The sequence below is a fragment of the Nocardiopsis rhodophaea genome, from assembly GCF_039530945.1.
Taxonomy (GTDB): Bacteria; Actinomycetota; Actinomycetes; order Streptosporangiales; family Streptosporangiaceae; genus Nocardiopsis_C; species Nocardiopsis_C rhodophaea.
Genome location: NZ_BAAAPC010000009.1, coordinates 156,465 through 174,137, shown reverse-complemented (window position 1 = coordinate 174,137; position 17,673 = coordinate 156,465). Strand labels below are relative to the sequence as shown.

The 17,673-nt window shown below is 71.5% G+C and carries 19 protein-coding genes; 9 read left to right on the top strand and 10 right to left on the bottom strand.

Annotated elements, in window-relative coordinates:
- Window position 1 precedes the first annotated feature (1 nt).
- Both ABD259_RS12340 and ABD259_RS12335 read left to right on the top strand, forming a co-directional pair.
- Window positions 2-1,576 (top strand): alpha/beta hydrolase, encoded by a 1,575-nt coding sequence (locus ABD259_RS12340; protein WP_344162387.1) that lies wholly within the window; start codon window positions 2-4, stop codon window positions 1,574-1,576.
- A gap of 529 nt (window positions 1,577-2,105) precedes the next feature.
- Window positions 2,106-4,592: a lysylphosphatidylglycerol synthase domain-containing protein gene (locus tag ABD259_RS12335; RefSeq protein ID WP_344162384.1), complete on the top strand. Its 2,487-nt coding sequence runs from the start codon at window positions 2,106-2,108 to the stop codon at window positions 4,590-4,592.
- A gap of 173 nt (window positions 4,593-4,765) precedes the next feature.
- On the opposite strand, the gene rpmF is transcribed toward ABD259_RS12335, so the two are convergent.
- Genes rpmF through rpmG form a run of 3 tightly spaced genes read right to left on the bottom strand, consistent with a single transcriptional unit; the run spans window position 4,766 to window position 5,459 of the window.
- Entirely contained in the window at window positions 4,766-4,936 is a 171-nt protein-coding gene (rpmF, locus tag ABD259_RS12330) for a 50S ribosomal protein L32 (RefSeq protein ID WP_344105884.1), read from the bottom strand.
- A 57-nt stretch (window positions 4,937-4,993) separates the two neighbouring features.
- Window positions 4,994-5,248, bottom strand: a complete 255-nt coding sequence (locus ABD259_RS12325) for a type B 50S ribosomal protein L31 (RefSeq protein WP_344105882.1) — start codon at window positions 5,246-5,248, stop codon at window positions 4,994-4,996.
- A 46-nt stretch (window positions 5,249-5,294) separates the two neighbouring features.
- A complete protein-coding gene (gene rpmG, locus ABD259_RS12320; RefSeq protein WP_344105881.1) occupies window positions 5,295-5,459 on the bottom strand; it encodes a 50S ribosomal protein L33 in 165 nt (54 codons plus the stop codon).
- A gap of 347 nt (window positions 5,460-5,806) precedes the next feature.
- On the opposite strand from rpmG, the gene ABD259_RS12315 reads away from it, so the two are divergent.
- From ABD259_RS12315 to ABD259_RS12305, 3 genes are all read left to right on the top strand, one after another.
- Window positions 5,807-6,256, top strand: a complete 450-nt coding sequence (locus tag ABD259_RS12315) for a MarR family winged helix-turn-helix transcriptional regulator (RefSeq protein ID WP_344105877.1) — start codon at window positions 5,807-5,809, stop codon at window positions 6,254-6,256.
- Between the two features lie 144 nt (window positions 6,257-6,400).
- On the top strand, window positions 6,401-6,880 hold the full coding sequence (locus tag ABD259_RS12310; RefSeq protein ID WP_344105875.1) for a MarR family winged helix-turn-helix transcriptional regulator: 480 nt from the start codon (window positions 6,401-6,403) through the stop codon (window positions 6,878-6,880).
- Between the two features lie 25 nt (window positions 6,881-6,905).
- Entirely contained in the window at window positions 6,906-7,328 is a 423-nt protein-coding gene (locus tag ABD259_RS12305; RefSeq protein WP_344162381.1) for an organic hydroperoxide resistance protein, read from the top strand.
- A 419-nt stretch (window positions 7,329-7,747) separates the two neighbouring features.
- Here the strand turns inward: ABD259_RS12305 and ABD259_RS12300 are convergent, their stop codons facing one another.
- The 4 genes from ABD259_RS12300 to ABD259_RS12285 form a co-directional block, all read right to left on the bottom strand.
- Entirely contained in the window at window positions 7,748-8,761 is a 1,014-nt protein-coding gene (locus ABD259_RS12300; protein WP_344105871.1) for a hemolysin family protein, read from the bottom strand.
- Entirely contained in the window at window positions 8,758-10,161 is a 1,404-nt protein-coding gene (locus tag ABD259_RS12295; RefSeq protein ID WP_344162378.1) for a hemolysin family protein, read from the bottom strand. The genes ABD259_RS12300 and ABD259_RS12295 overlap by 4 nt, the downstream gene beginning before the upstream one ends.
- A gap of 314 nt (window positions 10,162-10,475) precedes the next feature.
- Entirely contained in the window at window positions 10,476-11,039 is a 564-nt protein-coding gene (locus ABD259_RS12290) for a TrmH family RNA methyltransferase (protein WP_344105866.1), read from the bottom strand.
- A gap of 110 nt (window positions 11,040-11,149) precedes the next feature.
- Complete coding sequence (locus ABD259_RS12285) at window positions 11,150-11,812, bottom strand: class I SAM-dependent methyltransferase (RefSeq protein ID WP_344105863.1); 663 nt, start codon at window positions 11,810-11,812, stop codon at window positions 11,150-11,152.
- Between the two features lie 160 nt (window positions 11,813-11,972).
- Here ABD259_RS12285 and ABD259_RS12280 point away from each other — a divergent pair, with 160 nt between their 5' ends.
- The 4 genes from ABD259_RS12280 to ABD259_RS12270 all read left to right on the top strand — a co-directional run bounded on the left by ABD259_RS12280 (window position 11,973) and on the right by ABD259_RS12270 (window position 15,047).
- On the top strand, window positions 11,973-12,728 hold the full coding sequence (locus tag ABD259_RS12280) for an SDR family oxidoreductase (protein ID WP_344162375.1): 756 nt from the start codon (window positions 11,973-11,975) through the stop codon (window positions 12,726-12,728).
- 133 nt (window positions 12,729-12,861) lie between these two features.
- On the top strand, window positions 12,862-13,086 hold the full coding sequence (locus tag ABD259_RS25870) for a DUF1918 domain-containing protein (RefSeq protein WP_425573513.1): 225 nt from the start codon (window positions 12,862-12,864) through the stop codon (window positions 13,084-13,086).
- Between the two features lie 18 nt (window positions 13,087-13,104).
- Window positions 13,105-13,380, top strand: coding sequence for a DUF1876 domain-containing protein (locus tag ABD259_RS25865; RefSeq protein WP_425573512.1), 276 nt, complete (start codon window positions 13,105-13,107; stop codon window positions 13,378-13,380).
- Window positions 13,381-13,778: 398 nt separating this feature from the next.
- A complete protein-coding gene (locus ABD259_RS12270) occupies window positions 13,779-15,047 on the top strand; it encodes an APC family permease (protein ID WP_344105859.1) in 1,269 nt (422 codons plus the stop codon).
- Here the strand turns inward: ABD259_RS12270 and ABD259_RS12265 are convergent.
- The 3 genes from ABD259_RS12265 to ABD259_RS12255 all read right to left on the bottom strand — a co-directional run bounded on the left by ABD259_RS12265 (window position 15,016) and on the right by ABD259_RS12255 (window position 17,661).
- Entirely contained in the window at window positions 15,016-15,843 is an 828-nt protein-coding gene (locus ABD259_RS12265; RefSeq protein ID WP_412759431.1) for an NUDIX hydrolase, read from the bottom strand. The genes ABD259_RS12270 and ABD259_RS12265 overlap by 32 nt on opposite strands.
- A 17-nt stretch (window positions 15,844-15,860) precedes the next feature.
- Window positions 15,861-16,616, bottom strand: a complete 756-nt coding sequence (locus tag ABD259_RS12260) for an HAD family hydrolase (RefSeq protein WP_344105854.1) — start codon at window positions 16,614-16,616, stop codon at window positions 15,861-15,863.
- A gap of 97 nt (window positions 16,617-16,713) precedes the next feature.
- On the bottom strand, window positions 16,714-17,661 hold the full coding sequence (locus tag ABD259_RS12255) for a VWA domain-containing protein (RefSeq protein WP_344105852.1): 948 nt from the start codon (window positions 17,659-17,661) through the stop codon (window positions 16,714-16,716).
- Between the last annotated feature and the right edge of the window lie 12 nt (window positions 17,662-17,673).

Below are 17,673 nucleotides of genomic sequence, written 5' to 3'. Positions count from 1 at the left end.
CATGAAGCGATGTGCTGCGGTTGCAGGAGCCGTACTGGCCTCCCTTTTGGCTCCCATCTTCCTCTCCCCGTTCGGCGCCTCCGCGCACGCGGATATCGCCGCAATCACCTGGGGGCCCTGCCCCGACGAGGGAGCCGGGACCCCGCCAAAGGGCGTGGAGTGCGGCGAGGTCGAGGTCCCCGTGGATTGGGATCACCCCCGCGGGCCGACCATCGCCCTCCCCGTGGCCCGGCGCAGCGCAACCCAACCCTCCGCCCGTATCGGCGCGCTGATGGTCAACCCCGGCGGGCCCACCGAATCCGGTACCTCGTGGGTCATCGGCGATGACCACGAGCGCTTCACCCCCGAACTCCGCAGCCGCTTTGACCTCATCGGCGTCGACACCCGCGACGCCCTCGTCCAGTGCGACGAAGACCTGCTCATCCAACGCGACGAGCTGCCCATGCTCCCCGTCGACCAGGCCGGGTTCGACTACCGCGCGCAGCTCAACCAGCACGTCGCCGAAAGCTGCCGGTCGGCATCGCCCGACAGCCTGGCCGACCACGTCGACTCGGCGACCATCGCCCAGGACCTCGACGCCGTTCGGCACGCCATCGGCGAACCGCGCCTCAACTTCTACGGCGCCTCCTACGGCACCCTCATCGGACAGATGTACGCCGAGCAGTTCCCCACGCGCTTGCGGACCCTCGTCCTCGACAGCGTCGTCGACCACAGCGGCACCCCTGAGGACTACATCCGCGGCTCGGCCCGCGCCGAGGAGGACGCCTTCCTCGCCTTTGCCCGCTGGTGCGAACGCGACGACGCCTGCTCGACGCTGCGCGCCAAGGCCGCCGGCGACAGCATCCCCGCCTATTACGACCGGCTCTACCGGGCGGCCGAACAAGGCAGGCTCCGTTTCGGCGGCGACCCCTTCAGCCGCGACAGTCTGCTCACCGCGGTTCACGGCCAGCTCCAGGGCGGTGATCTCGCTCGCCCAGACACCGCCGAGTTCCTCGCCCAACTGGAAACCGTGCCCCCGACGGGTCGCCTCGCGGCCGACAGGCCCGACACGCGCGACCGCGTGAACAGGTCCGCCGCCGCGGTCGAGGAGGACATGCTCGGCGACGCGGTTTCCGAGACCCGTTCCACGGCGCTGATATGCGGCGACTGGAACTTCGGCGTCGCCACGCTCAGGGACCTCCGCCGCGCGTGGGGGATCTCGAACCGCGCCGCGCCCCACACCCGCGCCAACGCGTGGAACTGGGAGTGGATCACCCGGTGTACGGGCTGGCCGGGCCAGCCCGACAACGCCCGCAACCCGCAGCACGACTTCCACGCCCCCGGCGCGCCGCCCATACTCCTCGTCAACATGGCGCACGACGTCGCCACCCCGCACGCCTGGGCATCCCACGTCGCTGAGCAGAGCCCGCCGGGCTCGCGCCTGCTCACCTACAGGGGCAGCGGCCACGCCGTGTACAAGCACAGCATCCTGCCGAACACGTGCGTCGCGTCCATCATTGACCAGTACTTCATCGAGGGCCCGAACGGCCTGCCCGAGTCCGACACCTACTGCGTGCCCGAACCCGTGGGGCACTGACCCCGCCGACGGCGGTCCGCGCGTCCGTTTCCCCGCTGGGCCGACGAAGGAACCCGTTCCTCCCCAGGGACCACCGCGGTTGGAGGTTGGCGAAGAAGGCCCGGAAATCGGGGGGACGAAGGTGATGTGCTCCGCCGCGGGCGGCGCTTCGTGTGCAGCTTCGAGCTCGTGGCCATAGAAGTGGACGCGGCCCTCGTCGAAGTCGTTGCGGGACAGGTAGGTGAGGCCGCCACTCCCGTCCGTGGCCACGGGAAGAAACCGGGGAATGACGCGCGAAGAAAAGCCCGGATCGCCTTGCTGGGAAGAGAATGTAATCCACTCGGATATGGGTGATCGAGGTTGGCAAAAAACGCGGCGCGGCGAATGCGATCGCAGGTCCCGCGTGCCTGCGCGTGCTCTTCTACTGCACGAACCACCGACCGACGCTATTCCTCCCGTGCCGACACCGACACCAGCCCACGACCTGCGGCGTTGCGGACACGCCGAGGGCCTGGCGCCGGAGCCGTCGCCGGTCGGGCAGTCTGGAACCGTGAATGTACGGCAACCAGAGCCCGAACAGGGCAGACGATCGGCACCGCGGTTCTCCTCCGCGCCCCCGCCGGACGCCCCGCTGAGCGCCGCCTCCAGCGAGGCGCTGTCGCCCAACGGGGCGGCGCCGCGGCAGCGCCAGGTACACCGCGGTGCCCGCCCCACCGAGCGGCGCCCCCGCGACCTGCTCTTCTTCCTCGTCGGTCTGCTCGTGATGGCCCTCGTGCTGCTGATCGTCGGCCTCACCACGGACAACGCGGACGTCACCGACCCCAGCGAGCTGCGCGCCCTCCTGCCGTCCTGGTTGCTGGCGGTCACCGCCGGCGTCGCCAACCTCGTCGTCATCGTGCTGGCGGGGGTCACCTCCGTCGAGCGGATCCTGCGCCAGGAGTACCGGCCGGTCATCCGGGGCCTGACCGCCGCCGCCACCGGCTACGCGCTCACGGGCGCCGTCAACGCCGCGATCCTCACGATTTCCGGCCCTGGCGGGCCGCCCGGAGCGCTCGCGGCGCCCGCCGCCTACAGCGCGTTCACTAACCCCCTCCACGCCTACCTCGCCGCCGCCATCGGCTACGTGGCCGCGCTCCCACTCGGCCACCTGCCCCGCGTCCGCACCGCCATGTGGTCGGGGATCGCCGTCACCGGCGCCGCCGTCCTGCTGGCCGGACTCAACACCTCACTGGCGCTCCTCCTCACCGCGGTGGTCGGCGGAACCAGCGCGGCGGCCGTGAGCTTCGCGATCGGGTTGGCGCGCCCCACCCCGGCCACCGCCCGACTCATCCGCGAACTCCGCCGCTTCGGCCACGAACCCCTCGGGCTCACCCCCGATGGCACCGACGCCGACGGCAACCAGCTGTTCGCCGTCGACACCGTCGACCGCCGACTCGACGTCGTCCTCATCCGCGCCGACGACTTCGTCGGGTACTGGCGGCACCTCTTCCGCATCATCCTGCTCCGCGACCCCGCCGCCCCGCCCGTCCTCCTCGGCCCGCGCCGCCGCGCCGAGCACACCGCCTTGATGAGCTTCGCCGCGCACTCTGCTGGCGCCGCCACACCGCGGGTCCTGGGCATCGGCGAACTGGGCGGCGGCACCCTCGCCGTGGTGCGAGAGCATGTCCGCACTCGATCCCTCGACGACGCCGCCACCGAGGAGTTGACCGACGGCGTCCTCGACGACATCTGGGCCGAACTCGCTCTCCTGCACCGCCACCGCATCGTGCACGGGAACATCAACGGCGCCACCGTGGGCTGGCGGCTCGGCGGCCGGGTCGTCTTCACGGGTATGACCGGCGGAAGCCTCGCCGCGGTCGGGCTCAAGGCGTCACTGGACGTGGCCGCCCTGCTGGCGGTGCTGGCACTGCGCGTGGGGGAGGAGCGCGCTGTGCGGTCCGCTGTGCGGGGCCTGGGCGTCGACACGGTCGCGGCGGCCCTTCCGTTCCTGCAGCCCGCCGGGATGCCGCTGCGGCTGCGCCGCCGCCTGGCCTCGCACAGTGACCTCTTGGGCCGACTCCGCGCCCAGATCACCGGGATCGCCCCCGAGGCTCCGGCGCGCCCCGCCCGACTGGAGCGGATGCGCCCGCGGACCGTGGTCAGCGTCGCGGCGGCGACCGTCGTCGGTATCGTCCTCGCCTACCAGCTCGCCGACGTCGACCTCTCCACCATCCAAGGCGCCGACCTGCGCTGGGCCGCCGCGGCCTTTGTCGCCTCGACGATGTGCATGCTCTCGGCCGCCCTGGTGATCATGGGGTTCGTTCCGGTCAACCTGCGCTTCTGGATGACGGTGCTGGTGCAGTACGCCGGAGCCTTCATCCGTATCGCCGCCCCCGCTGGGCTGGGGACGCTCGCCCTCAACACCCGCTACGCCACCCAGCGGGGCGCCTCCGCGGGGCTGGCGATCTCCGGGATCGGGCTGTCCCAGGCGGTGGGTGTCGCCCTGCACGTGGCGATCCTGCTGGTCGCGGCCTACATGACCGGAACGAGCCACGTGGCCGACTTCTCGCCTTCCTCCACCCTGGTCATCGTCACTGCCGCATTGTCGGTGCTGGTCGCGGCGGTCCTGCTGGTTCCCGCCCTGCGCCGCGCCGTGCAGGAGCGCGTGCGGCCCTACTTCCGCGGTGTGCTCCCGCACCTCCTTGACCTGCTGCAGAGTCCGCGCCGGATGACCATGGGGGTCGGCGGCACGCTACTGCTCACCGCGGCTTATGTGCTGTGCCTGCACTTCTCGGTGATCGCGTTCGGCGGCTCCGCCGACTTGGCCGCAGTGACGGTGGTCTTCCTGGCGGGCAACGCCATCGGCTCGGCGGCCCCGACCCCGGGTGGCCTGGGCGCGGTCGAGGCCGCGCTTCTGGGCGGCCTGACCGCCGTGGCCGGTGTGCCAGCGGCCATCGGCCTTCCGGCCGTGTTGCTCTTCCGAGTCCTGACCTTCTGGTTCCCGGTCCTGCCTGGTTGGGGGGCCTTCCACCTGCTGCAACGGTGGAAGGTGATCTGAAGTCGAACAATGGCGATCGTGGGCGTCGGTGGTGGGGTCCGGCCGGGTGACGGGATCCGGGCCGAGCCGCCGCAGGGGCCCACCATGCCCTGGCCGTGGTCTGAGGTTCGCGGGCTATGGGACCCGACCATGGCCCGGGCGGCGTGTTCGGCGCCCGGGCCTCGCGCTGGTCGTCAGCCGTCCAGGCGCAGCAGGCCCCTGCGGTAGGCGGGGACCAGGCGGTGGGGGACCAGCGCGGTGCGGCCGTTGAGGGTGATCGGGACGAGGTCGGGTGTTGTCGCCGTCCAGGTGGAGCGGCGCTTGCGGGTGTTGGAGCGCGACATCTTGCGTTTGGGAACGGCCATGGGGTCCTGCCTTCCGGGGTTGAGTGTCGGTTCTCGGGCGGGGTGCGCGCGGCGCCCCTACTTCGTCGTCGCCGTGCCGTAGCGGCGCTGGAAGCGTTCCACGCGGCCGGCGGTGTCGACGACGTGGCTCTTGCCGGTGTAGAAGGGGTGGCTCGCGCTGGAGATCTCCACGTCGATGACGGGGTAGGTGGCGCCGTCCTCCCACTCGACGGTGGCGTCGCTGGTCGCCGTCGAGCGGGTCAGAATGGCGAAGTTCGCGGCGCGGTCGCGGAAGACGACCGGGCGGTAGTCGGGGTGGATGCCGGGCTTCATGGCGGGTGTGCTCCTGGTGGGGTCGGGTGAATGCGGTGGGGCCGAGTCAGCGCTCTTCACGGAAGTCCACGTGGCGCCGGACGACGGGGTCGTACTTGCGCAGCACCAGCCGGTTGGGCGTGGTGCGGCGGTTCTTCCGGGTCACGTAGGTGTAGCCGGTGCCCGCGGTGGAGCGCAGCTTGACGGGGGGACGCAGTTCGTTGCGTGCCATGGGGGTGTCACCTCCGGTTCCGGTTCCTGTTCGCGGCCTCGCGGGGCATGTCGATGGCCACGCCTACGAAAGCAAATGATAACCGTTTTCATTCCCTCCTGAGAACGCCATGTCGGTTCGGCGCCCGTGTCGGCCCCAGCCGCACGGCGGTAGCGGATTTCGGTCGTGGCATTCGGTGACGTCTCGATGCCGGGATGTCACATTGCGGGGGTAGCGTTCGGGGCGGACGTTCGCGCAAGGTGTGCTCATCTCGCGCGAACGCGGTGGCGGCAGCGGCCCCCTGGAGGGCGCCCCCGGGGCCCGAAGCTGATGGGAACATGACGGTGCAGGACCGAGGGGGAGGGCGCGTGGCCACGGACAGACTCGCCGAGGAGGCGTGGGAGGCGCTGGCGCGCGCTCACCTGGCGCTGATGCGGCGCCTCCAGGAGGATTTCCGAGGGTGGGAGATCTCCATGCGCGAGTACGACGTGCTCTTCACCCTGGCGCGCTGCCCCTCGGGTGGGACGCGGCTGCGCGACCTCAGTGAACACGTGCTGCTCACCCAGCCCAGCATCAGCCGCCTGGTGGAGCGCATGGAGGGGAGCGGACTGGTCGCGCGCGGCGGGGACCCCGAAGACCGGCGCGGCACGGTGGTCCGCCTGACCGACCGGGGCCGTGCGGTCGTGCGGCGCGTGGGCAGGGAGCACGCGGCGGCGATCGCCCGCTATCTCGGCTCCGCCTTGACGCCGGAGGAGCTGCGGACCCTCACGGAGCTCTCCGGGAAGCTGCGAGCCGCCCAAGCCCGTCAGGGGGGATGAGAGGGGCTGATTCATTCCCCGTGCTACGCCCGCGGTATGAATCTACACCGTAAAGGTGGAGATTTTTCTGGCAAGAAACTGGTTGTGCACAACTTAATTGTGCTAACGTCGATGACGATCGAGGAGAGGAGGTGCACGCACGGCATGTCGGAAACTCGCGAACACCCGGGGGCCGATCCCTTGTCCCTGGACAACCAGCTCTGCTTCGCCATCTACGCGGCGTCGCGTGCGCTGACTGGGCTCTACCGCGAACTCCTCGCGGAGATGGACCTGACCTACCCCCAGTACCTGGTGATGCTGGTGCTGTGGGAGCACGACACCATCTCGGTGAAGGACCTGGGCACCGCCCTGCGGCTCGACTCGGGCACGCTGTCGCCGCTCCTGCGCCGACTGCAGGCCCGCGGACTGCTGCGGCGGGTCCGGGGCAGCGACGATGAACGCCTGGTGCACGTCAGCCTCACCGACGAGGGCGCCCAGCTGCGCGAGCGGGCCCGGGACATCCCCGAGCGCGTCGTGTGCTCAACGGACCTCCCCGAGGACCGCATCGTGGAGCTGCGCACCCTGCTCGATCGCATCACCCAGTCGGTCGGCGACGCCGCGGGCGCGCTGCGCGCCGCCCGATAACCCGCCCAATCGCAAGGAGACACCAATGAACGTGCTCTACACCGCCCACGCCACCGTCGAGGGCGAGGGCCGCAAGGGCCAGGGCTCCACCGACGACGGCCGCCTCGACGTCGAGCTGTCGGTTCCCAAGGGGATGGGTGGCGACGACGGCCCGGGAACCAACCCCGAGCAGCTCTTCGCCGTCGGCTACGCCGCCTGCTTCCACGGCGCACTGAAGAAGGTCGCCCGCGAGGCCAAGGTCAGCGTCGACGGCTCCACCATCGAGTCCGCCGTGTCCCTCGGCAGCGGCGACGACGGCTTCGGGCTGGGCGTGGACCTCACCGTCACCATCCCGGGCCTGGCCCAGGCCGAGGTCCAGAAGCTGGTCGACGCCGCCCACCAGGTCTGCCCCTACTCCAAGGCGACCCGCGGCAACATCGAGGTCAACCTCACGGCCAAGACGGCCTGAGCCGACACCGACCGAGTCGTCACGCCCCGAACCGTCCGCCGCCAGCGGCGGGTCAGGGGTGTTGTCCGGCCCCGGGCCGCCGCACGGCGGCCCGGGGCCTTTGGCGTGTGCGGGGCCGGGCCAGCAGTGATCTGGACACCCCACAAAGAAAACGGTGGTCGTTTACCTACGTTGGCGGCGGACGCGGTCGCCGTATCAGGGGAGGCCCGCCATGGCCGGTACCGGTGTAGGGGAGCTCGTCAACGCCGGAGTTCAGGAGTTCGGTGGCGGGTCGGGGCGCCTCGGGCCGCATCGGCGAGTACACCGTGGCCGCCGCGCGACACCGCGTGCCGGAGCGTCCGGGCTCCCCGCACAGAGGTGGCCGGGCCCCCGGGGGCCCGGCCACCTCACGGTGCCGCGGGTGTGCCGCCTCCTGGGCGTCAGGCTGTCGATTCCAGGAGCAGCAGCTCGTCCAAGATGTCCTGCAACGTCACCAGTCCCACCAGTCGGCCGCCGTCCTCCACCAGGGTCAGGTGGCCGCGGCTCTCGCGCATGATGCTCAGCGCCGCGTAGATCGGCGTGGTCGCCGCCAGCGTGGGTACCGGCCGCATCAGGTCGGCGGCCGTCGTCCCCGGCGGGCTGTTCAGGGCGTCGCGCACGTGCAGCACCCCCATGGGGCACCCGTTGTCCATCACCACCAGGCGCAGGTGGCCCGACTCCCGGGAGACCCGCTTGACCTCCTCCAGAGAGGCTCCGAGGGCGACCCCGGCCAGCTCGTCGCGGGGGGTGACGATCTCGCGCAGCGGTCGGGAGTTGACCTCCAGCGCGCTGGCGAGCTGGTCGCGGCGGTCCTCGTCCAGAGCGCCGGCCTTGGCCGAGTGGTCCACCAGCTCCCGCAGGTCGTCGGGGTTGTGCCCGCCGGCCACCTCGTCCACGGCCGACACACCCACCCGGTGCAGGCACCAGTTGGCCATCCCGTTGAGCAGCACCAGAGCCGGCCGCGTCACCCACATGAAGATCCGCATCGGGACCGCCAGCAGGGTCGCCGACCGCTCCGGGTGCGAGATAGCCCAGGACTTCGGCGCCATCTCGCCCACGACCAGGTGCACGAACGTCACCACGACCAGCGACAGGGTGAACGACACCACCGTGGAGACCGCGTGGGGCATCCACCAGTCGAACAGCGGCTCGACCAGGTGGTGCACGGCCGGCTTGGTGATAGCACCCAGCGCCAGCGTGCACAGCGTGATGCCCAGCTGCGACCCGGCCAGCAGCAGCGACAGATCGCGGGCGCTGCGCAGCGCCGCCCGCGCCGACACGCTGGTCTCGGCGGCCTCTTCCAGCCGGTAGCGGCGCGCGGCCACCAGCGCGAACTCGATGGCGACGAAGAACGCGCTGAGTGCCACGATGCCCGCGGAGATGAGCAGAGCGAGGAACGGGTTAATATCGCTCACGCGTTCACCTCCCGGCCGTTGGCCAGATCGTGGTCGGAGTCCCGTGACGCCGGCGCCTCGTGCAGCTCCAGCCGGACCGTCGACGGGACGTGCCGGTCGACGCTGCGCACGCTGAGCGTGATGGACCGGGTCGGCTCGTCGTCGTGAGCGCCCGCGTTGCGGGGCAGCTCCACCTCCATCGTGTCCCCGGGTTCGGGCAGGCGGCGCAGCTCGCTGATGATCAGGCCGCCGATGGTCTCGTAGTCCCCCTGCGGCAGGTCGTGGCCGAGCAGCCGCTCGACCTCGTCCACGTGCACCGCGCCGGGCAGCACCCAGGTGCCGTCCTCACCCGCGCGGACCTCGCCCGCCTCTTCGGGGTCGTGCTCGTCGGCGATCTCACCGACGAGCTCCTCCGCGATGTCCTCGGTGGTCAGCACCCCCGCCAGGCCGCCGTACTCGTCGACGACGCAGGCGAACTCGTCCTCGGCCTCGCGCAGCCGGTCCAGTGCGCTGGGCAGCGGCAGCGAGGCGGGGACCATCACGGCGGGACGCGACACCTTGGCCACCGGGATGCGGTCCAGGTCGCGGTCGCCCAGTGCGAGGACGTCGCGCAGGCAGATCACCCCGAGGATGTCGTCCACGTCCTCGCCGAGGACGGGGAAGCGGGAGTGGCCCAGCGCCATGAGCTCCACGACCCGGCTGACCGGGTCGCCCCCCTCGACCGAGGTCACCTGGGGGCGGGGAATCATGGCATGGCCCGCGGTGCGGTCGTGGAAGTCCAGCGTGCGGTCCAGCAGCGTCGACAGCTCGGCGGGCAGGTCACCGCTGACCCGCGACTCCCTGACGATGTGTTCCAGGTCGCGGGGGGTGGCGGCGTGCTGGACGTCCTCGACGGGCTCGATGCGCACCGCCCTGAGCAGCAGGACCGCGGCCTGGTCGAACAGCCGGATGATCCACCCGAACAGCCGCAGGTAGACCCCGGTCGACAGCGCGAGCCTGCGGGCGATGGGCTCGGGCCGGGCGATGGCGAGGTTCTTCGGGAACAGCTCACCGAACACCATCTGCACGACCGTGGAGAACAGCAGGGCCAGCACCGCGCCGGTGGCGATGCCGACGCCGGTCGGTACGCCCACGCCGCCCAGCAGCTGGCCGATTCCCGAGCCGATGAGGGGCACGGCGACGTAGCCGACGAGCAGGCCGGTGACGGTGATGCCGAGCTGGGCTCCGGAGAGCATGAACGAGGTGCGGCCGGTGATCCCCAGGGCACGCTGGGCACCGGAGTCACCCTGGGCGGCCCGGGCTCTCAGCCGGGAGCGGTCCACGGCCATGTAGCCGAACTCCTGGGCGACGAAGTAGCCCGTGGCCGCGGTGATCACCAGGACCACCAGGGCTCCGAGAAGGATGCTCAAGACGACACTCATTTCGCGCGCACCGCCTCGGAGCGGTCAATTCCGGTGCGCACGCCGCCTGGTGAAGACGGGTCGTCGGGGTCGGGGGCACAGCGTCCTGCGAGGACGCTGCCGGTACTTCGGGACGGGTCCACTGGTCCTCTCTCTTCTCGCGTATACCGAGGATACGAGCAAGGGGCCGAATAAATTCCCCCGGGCCGCTCCTGGCGGGTCTCCTCGGGTGACGCCGGTTCTACCCGATCATGGCCCGCTTAACGCGCCCGCGGCGAGGATCTTGCCGAATCCGCCCACGGACGGTGCGGGCGCCGCGCGGCGGACAGCGGCGCTCAGTCGACGCCGGGGGCGTCAGCGCCCGCGTCGGCGTGCTGGCGCCACTCGCGGGCGCGGGTCTCGGCGATGGCCACCGCGGTGGCCACGGCGACGTTGAGCGAGCCGACGCGGCCGATCTGCGGGATGTAGGTGAGGGCGTCGGCGCCGTTGAGCAGCGCGGGGGAGCAGCCGTGGTCCTCGGCGCCCACGGCCAGGCAGATGTCGCCCTCCAGCGGGGCCTCGTGCAGTGGCGCGGCGTCGGTGGCCAATTCCACGGCCACCACCCGGTATCCGTCGTCGTGGGCGGCTTTGATGGCGTCGGCGGTGGTGCGTTCGCGCCTCAGGCGCAGCTTCTGCTCGGTTCCCAGGGCTGTCTTGCCGACCTGGGGGTGGCCGGGGTCGATGGTGTTGCCCGTGAGCCACAGGGTCTCGACCCCGAAGGTGGCGCTGGTGCGCAGGATCGAGCCGAGGTTGAACGGCTGGGTGACGGATTCGACGATGAGGGCGATGCGGCCCTCGGTGCGCCTGCGCCAGTGGCGGTTGAGCCGTTTGACGTCGGTTGGGCGCAGCTGCGTGCTCACCTGGGGTCTGTTCCTTGTGGTTGCGGTGGTCGAGACGTGATGGGGGAGGTCGGGTTCAGGATACCGGCGCGGCCGCTCGCGGTGGTCCGGGCGCGGAGACGCGGGCGGACTCAGGGCCGGTGGACGCGCAGGATGCGGAACCCCGCGCGAGACGCGGCGCGCTCGGTGGGGTGGCCTTCGGACTCCAGCCAGCGGTGCAGGGAGTCGGCGCCGAGGTTCTTCTGTACGACGAGGTGGGCCGTGCCACCGGGGGCCAGGCGGCGCAGCCAGGTGCGCAGGAGCCCGTGGAGGGCGGGCTTGCCGATGCGGATGGGCGGGTTGGACCAGATGGCGTCGAACGGTCCGGCCAGGGCTGGGGGCGCCGCGGCGGCGTCGGTGCCCGGCGCGGCCTGGTCGGACGGGCTCTCGGCCGGGTTTCCGTCGGCGTCGACGACGTAGAAATCTACATTGTCCAGGTGATTCTTGGCTGCATTCCCCTGTGCGAGCCGCACCGCGCGCCGATTGACATCCACCCCCACCACCGACGCCTCGGGAGCCCGAGCAGCCATCGTCAGCGCGATCGGCCCGTAGCCGCAGCCCACATCCAGCAGCCGCCCGTGCGCGGGCGGGGCCGGGACACTCTCCAGGAGAACGCGCGTGCCCAGGTCGACCTTGTCGGGGGAGAACATCCCGCGGTCGGTCTCCAGCCGGAGGTGGAGGTCGGCCAGAACGAGGTCGACGGTCGCGCGCCGATGCGCCGCGTCCGGATCGGAGTCGAAGTAGTGCTGCGCCACGCGCCGACGCTACCAGCACCGATGCCTAGGCCGAGCCGCCGGCGAGCCCGGCGCCACCCCGTCGGCACAACAGACCGGCCGGTCGGTACGCTGTGCACTGTGTTCGCGGTCACCCGCGACGATCGGCGCCGAGACAGGACGAAAAGGGAGAGAGGCCGACATGGGACGCTTCGACGGGAAAGTCGCCGTCATCACCGGCGCGAGCCGCGGCATCGGACGGGCCGCGGCCCAGCGCATCGTCGACGAGGGCGGAAAGGTCGTCATCACCGCGCGCAAGCCCGACCCCCTCGCCGAGGCCGCCACCGACCTCGGCGGCCCCGACACCGCCCTGGGCATCGCCGGAAAGGCCCACGACGCCGACCACCGCGCCGAGGTCATCGAGCGGACCCTCGCCACCTTCGGCCGCGTCGACATCCTGGTCAACAACACCGGAATCAACCCCGTCGTCGGCTCGGTCATCGACATCGACCCCGCCGCCATGGCCAAGATCTACGAGGTCAACGTCATCGCCGCCGCGTCGTGGGCCGCCTCCGTCCACCAGGCCTGGATGAAGGAGCACGGCGGCGCCATCGTCAACGTCTCCTCCCTGGCCGGACAGCACCCCGCACCCGGCATCGGCGTGTACGGCACCAGCAAGGCCGCCCTGATCAACCTCACCCAGCAGCTGGCCTGCGAGCTCGCCCCCGCCATCCGCGTCAACGCCGTGGCCCCCGCCGTCGTCAAGACGGATTTCGCCACCGCCCTGGTGCAGTCGAACGAGGCCGAGATCGCCACGACCTACCCCCTGGGCCGCCTCGGTGCCCCCGAGGACGTCGCCGCTGCTATCGCCTTCCTCGCCTCCGACGACGCCTCCTGGATCACCGGCCAGACCCTCACCCTGGACGGCGGCCGCACCCTGTCCGCCGGCGTCTCCTGAGCCCACCCACCGCCGCCACCGGACCGCTCGGTGCCCCGGGGCGTTCCGACCAGCGCATATATGCCCTTTGACCATTGCAAACGCGGCTTTGTCAGCGAAGAATAGGGCATATCCGAGGGACCCTGGAGGCGCGATGAGAGCACGCATCGGAGACCGTCTGGTGGTCGAGGGCCCGCGCCACGACGTCCACCGCCGCACCGGCGTAGTGACCGAGGTCCGGGGCTCCGAGGGGGCACCGCCGTACCAGGTCCGCTGGCTGGACGAGGACGCGGACCACGAAGTCCTGGTCTACCCAGGACCCGACGCCCATATCGAACAAGGCCCGGTCGGGGGTACCGCTGGCCGATCCGGGCACTGAAAGGTGGAGGTGGGCTCAATGCACACCATGAAGCGGTGGAACGTGGACATCCTGCTCTCCGAGGAGACCACCGAGGACTCCGCCCGCACGTGGGCCGAGGCGGGTCTCGACTCCGAGGACGGGTCAAGTCTGCGCGGTCACGGCATGGCGCGCAAACACCCTGCGGACGAAGACGTCCCCGAGATCGGCGACGAACTCGCGGTATCGCGGGCACTGGCGGATCTCGCCCGGCAGCTGCGCCAAGTGGCGGCCGAAGACATCTCGGACCACACCGGGACTCCGTGGAGACCCTGACCGCCCGGCCCCGGCCTCCACGCCGCCACCCGGGGCCGCCGACCCACCACGACGCTCGGCTGGAGCCTCTCCAGCCGAGCGTTTGGCGTTCTGGCCGAGCCGCGGCCCGTGGGCGGCCTGGACGACGGCTACCTTTCCGGCGTCCCGCAGGCAAAAGCGGCGCCGGGGCCGAGAGGTGGGGGCGCCGGTCTCCCAACCCAGTGCGGTGGATGCCCCGGCGCGGGCCCACGAGCCGACCCCTCTTTCTGCCTTCCCGGGCCGACGAGTGTAGCGATCCCCACACCACCCCCCGCAACCCCACGTATGCGCCCTGTTCGGGATGCCGCTCCGTACCGTTCGGTCGGCCGACATCGGCCAGTTGACTTAGGCGTGATCCTGTCGCGGCAGACTCTGCCTCCATGACCACCTCATCAGGTTCGCAGGCGAAACCCGCCCGAGTTCTGGGCACCGCCGACGCTGTGGCGATCGGCGCCGGCGCCATGATCGGCGCGGGCGTCTTCGCCGTGTTCGCCCCCGCGGCGGCGTCGGCCGGAGCCTGGCTGCCTGTGGCCCTGCTCGTCGCGGCGGTGGTGGCCTACTGCAACGCCACCTCCTCCGCGCGCCTGGCGGCCGTCCACCCCGAGTCCGGCGGCACCTACGTCTATGGGCGCGAACGCCTCGGCGAACTCTGGGGCTACCTGGCGGGGTGGGCGTTCGTCGTCGGCAAGATCGCCTCGTGTGCGGCGATGGCCCTGACGTTCGCCGCCTACGCGCTGCCCGGCTGGGAGCGTCCACTGGCGGTGGCCGCCGTGGTCGCGCTGACCGCCCTCAACTACCGGGGCGTGCGAACATCGGCGTGGATCACCCGGCTGCTCCTGGCGGCCGTCCTCGCGGTCCTGGCCGCGGTCGTCGTGGCCGCCACAGCCAGCGGCCGGGCCGATGCCGCCGAACTGTCGCTCGCGGGGGACTGGCCCGGCTCCTTCGGGCTGTTCGGCGCCGCCGGGATGCTGTTCTTCGCCTTCGCCGGATACGCCCGCATCGCCACGCTGGGCGGCGAGGTCCGCGACCCCGCTACCACCATCCCGCGCGCGATCACCATCGCCCTGGCCGGGGTCCTGATCGTCTACCTGCTGGTGGGCGCCGCCGTCCTCATGGTGCTGGGCCGCGATGGGCTGGCCGCCAGCTCCGCACCCCTGGCCGACGCGATGGCCGCGGCCGGGTGGCCCGGCCTGGTCCCCGTGGTCGCCGCGGGCGCCGCCCTGGCCAGCCTCGGCGCGCTGCTGTCTCTGGTGCTGGGGGTGTCGCGCACTGTGCAGGCGATGGCCGCCGACCACCACCTGCCCCACTACCTGGCCGCGATCCACCCGCGCTTCGGTGTCCCGCACCGCGCCGAGGTCGCGGTCGGCGCCGTCGTCGCGGTGCTGGTGGCCGCGGTGGACCTGCGTGAGGCGATCGGGTTCTCCGCCTTCGGCGTGCTCGTCTACTACACCATCGCCAACGCCTCGGCGCTGCGTCTGGGCCCAGAGGAGAACCGGCCCCCGCTGCTGGTGCCTGTGGTGGGCCTGGCCGGGTGCGTGGTGCTGGCGTTCAGCCTGCCGCTCACCTCGGTGGTCTCCGGTGCCGCCGTGCTGGCCGTGGGCGCCGCCGTGTGGTTGGTCAGGGCGCGATGGGCGTCGCCAGCGCGGTGAGGCCGCGCCGCGCCGTCGTCGAGAGCCGCAGGTGTGGCAGGTCCTCGGGGGTGAACCAAGCGCAGTCAGTGGTCGACCCGTCGGTCTCGATCACCCGCAACGGTGTCGGATCGGCCACGTGCACGTGGAGGAACACCCACACCGCGTAAATCTCGGTGTCCGGGCTCTGCGGGCCTATCTCGCCCGTGCGGTGGTGCCAGGCGATGGTGACCAGGTCGCCGGTGCCGCCGCGCTGCCCGGTCTCCTCGAACAGTTCGCGTTCCAGCGCTGCGCGGACGTCCTCGCCGTCATCGACCCCGCCACCGGGCAGATGCCAGCACCCCGCCGCGGGAAACCCCGGCGCGATCTTGGACAGCAGGATGCGGCCGGCCGCGTCGGTGACGATCCCGTAGCTGGCGAACCGCCGCAGGCTGGGCGTCGGCCGCGCGGGCTCCTCCTCCACCAGTGCCCCGGCCGCTGGCAGAGCGGGCAGCGCCATCGCCCGCTCCAGGGGCAGGGTGGGCCGGCCGGCCGCCTCCTCGGGGGCCACCGGCGCGGTGTAGTACACGCGGTCGACATGCATGGGCACCGGTTCCCCGGCCGCGTCGCGCACGGTCACGATCTCGCTGCGCACATCGTGCGGGACCAGCGCGGCGCCGGGCGCCGCTCCGCCCGCTCGTCGGGCGACCTCGGCGGGATCCTCACCGAAGCGGACCCGCGCGCCGGGCAGCGCCCACCCGCCCTCGGGGGCCACCACGCCCACGGCCCGCCCTTCGGCGGTGCGCCCAATAAGGTGGGCGCACACGCGGCGGGCCATGCGGGGCGCGGTGTCGCTCACTGGGCCTCCATGCCGGGCGCGCCGATGGCGGCCGGGCCGGGGACACCGGCGAGGTGGAGCAGGTCGCTCAGGCTGCGGATGGTGGCCACCCCGGTGGTGTCCTCCCCCGCGTAGCGCTCGTAGCGGTCGAGCAGGATGGGGCGCAGCCCGGAGGCGCTGGACCCCAGCGCGTCGGTGCGCACGCGGTCGCCGACGTGCCAGCACTGCTGCGGCGCCACACCCATCTGCTGGCAGGCGGAGTGGAAGATCCGGGGGTCGGGCTTGGCCGACCCCGCGGTGTCGGCGCACACGATGGTTCTGAAGTGCTGGGTGATGCCCAGAACGGCGAGCTTCTCGCGCTGCATCGACTCCGCGCCGTTGGTGATGACGCCCAGCGCCACCCCGGCCGACGCTAGCGCGCCCAGCACGGGCTGGACGTCGGAGAACGGACGCCAGGCGTGCCGGTGCGCCGCGAGGTACTGCTGGTAGAGCTCGTCGCAGTGCTCATCGGCGATCTGGGAGTGCCCCGCCTGCACGGCCAGCGCGCGCACACGTTCGCGCCGCTGCTCCTGCAGGGTGAGGCGCCCGTCGAGGTAGGCCCCGAACGAGATATCGGTTTGGACGTCCCACAGGCGGCGCGCCGCGTTGAAGTCGGGGTGGCCCAACCGCTCCATGAGGGCGCGCAGACCCGCCGAGCTGGCCGCGTAGTCGTCCAGCAAGGTGTCGTCGAGGTCGAAGAAGATCACCGTGGGGGTGGGGGTGGATTCCGGCATCGTTCCTTAGTTTCCGTCGCATCCTGCACCAGCAGAAACATGCCCACGGTACCGGTCGTGTGCCATCGCCGCGCGGGCGGGAGGCATCACAGCGCGGTTAGGGCAGGCGCTGGAACCACAGAAGCGAGGCTACAGCGGTGGCGAACGCACTGAGTAATCCTCCGAACACGAACCACGTCACAATCTCCTCGTGGATCGTCTCGGACCCCAGCGACGTGCCGATGTCCTCATAGACCCCGGTCAGTTCGGCCTCCGTGGCGGCCTCGTAGAAGGTGCCGTCGGTGCTCTGGGCGAGCCGCTCCAGGGCGCCCTTGTCGATGTTGGCCTCCACGGGCTGCCCGTTGATCTCGATGATGGAGGCGCCGCTGCCGAACGCGATGGTCGAGACGGGCACTTCTGCGTCGGCGGCGGCCCGCGCCGCGGTGGTGATGGGGCGCCCGCTGGTGTTCTCTCCGTCCGACAGCAGAACGATCGCCGCTGGGGGCGGGTCCTCTCCGGCGTCCTCGTCGAAGGAGTTGATGGCCTGCAGCGAGGTGAACACGCCCTCGCCGATCGCGGTGCCCGGCGCCATCTGCAGACCCTCGATGGAGTCGCTGATGGCCTGGTGGTCCTGGGTGGGGGAGGACACCACCCCCGCGGTGGCCGAGAACGCCACCAAACCGACGTTGAATCGCTCGGGTAGCGAATCCACGAAGCCTCGGGCCGATTCCTTGGCGGCGCTGATGCGGTCGGGCTCGATGTCGGCGGCGGCCATGGACGGCGAGACGTCGATGGCGACGATGATCGTTGCGCGCTCGCGCGGCACCTCGACGGGCATGGCGGGCCGCGCCATCGCCGCGATCATCATCGCGACGGTCAGGAAGAACAGGGCGGCGCTGACGTGGCGCCGCCAGTTGGGCCGGTCTGGGGCCACCCGGTCCAGCAGGGCGAGGTTGGTGAACCGCACCGCGTACTCGCGACGCCGGTACTGGGCCCAGACGTAGACGGCGATGAGGGCGGCCAGTGCCGACAGCAGCCACAGCCAGCCGACGGAGAGGAAGGTCACCCGGGCGTCCTT

Bases quoted from the DNA above. Each gene is read 5' to 3' on its own strand.
- ABD259_RS12340 (WP_344162387.1), top strand. From the start codon at position 2: ATGAAGCGATGTGCTGCGGTTGCAGGAGCCGTACTGGCCTCCCTTTTG.
- rpmF (WP_344105884.1), bottom strand. From the start codon at position 4,936: ATGGCCGTTCCCAAACGCAAGATGTCGCGCTCCAACACCCGCAAGCGC.
- ABD259_RS12325 (WP_344105882.1), bottom strand. From the start codon at position 5,248: ATGAAGCCCGGCATCCACCCCGACTACCGCCCGGTCGTCTTCCGCGAC.
- rpmG (WP_344105881.1), bottom strand. From the start codon at position 5,459: ATGGCACGCAACGAACTGCGTCCCCCCGTCAAGCTGCGCTCCACCGCG.
- ABD259_RS12310 (WP_344105875.1), top strand. From the start codon at position 6,401: ATGTCGGAAACTCGCGAACACCCGGGGGCCGATCCCTTGTCCCTGGAC.
- ABD259_RS12305 (WP_344162381.1), top strand. From the start codon at position 6,906: ATGAACGTGCTCTACACCGCCCACGCCACCGTCGAGGGCGAGGGCCGC.
- ABD259_RS12295 (WP_344162378.1), bottom strand. From the start codon at position 10,161: ATGAGTGTCGTCTTGAGCATCCTTCTCGGAGCCCTGGTGGTCCTGGTG.
- ABD259_RS12280 (WP_344162375.1), top strand. From the start codon at position 11,973: ATGGGACGCTTCGACGGGAAAGTCGCCGTCATCACCGGCGCGAGCCGC.
- ABD259_RS25870 (WP_425573513.1), top strand. From the start codon at position 12,862: ATGAGAGCACGCATCGGAGACCGTCTGGTGGTCGAGGGCCCGCGCCAC.
- ABD259_RS25865 (WP_425573512.1), top strand. From the start codon at position 13,105: ATGCACACCATGAAGCGGTGGAACGTGGACATCCTGCTCTCCGAGGAG.
- ABD259_RS12270 (WP_344105859.1), top strand. From the start codon at position 13,779: ATGACCACCTCATCAGGTTCGCAGGCGAAACCCGCCCGAGTTCTGGGC.
- ABD259_RS12265 (WP_412759431.1), bottom strand. From the start codon at position 15,843: ATGGCCCGCCGCGTGTGCGCCCACCTTATTGGGCGCACCGCCGAAGGG.
- ABD259_RS12260 (WP_344105854.1), bottom strand. From the start codon at position 16,616: ATGCCGGAATCCACCCCCACCCCCACGGTGATCTTCTTCGACCTCGAC.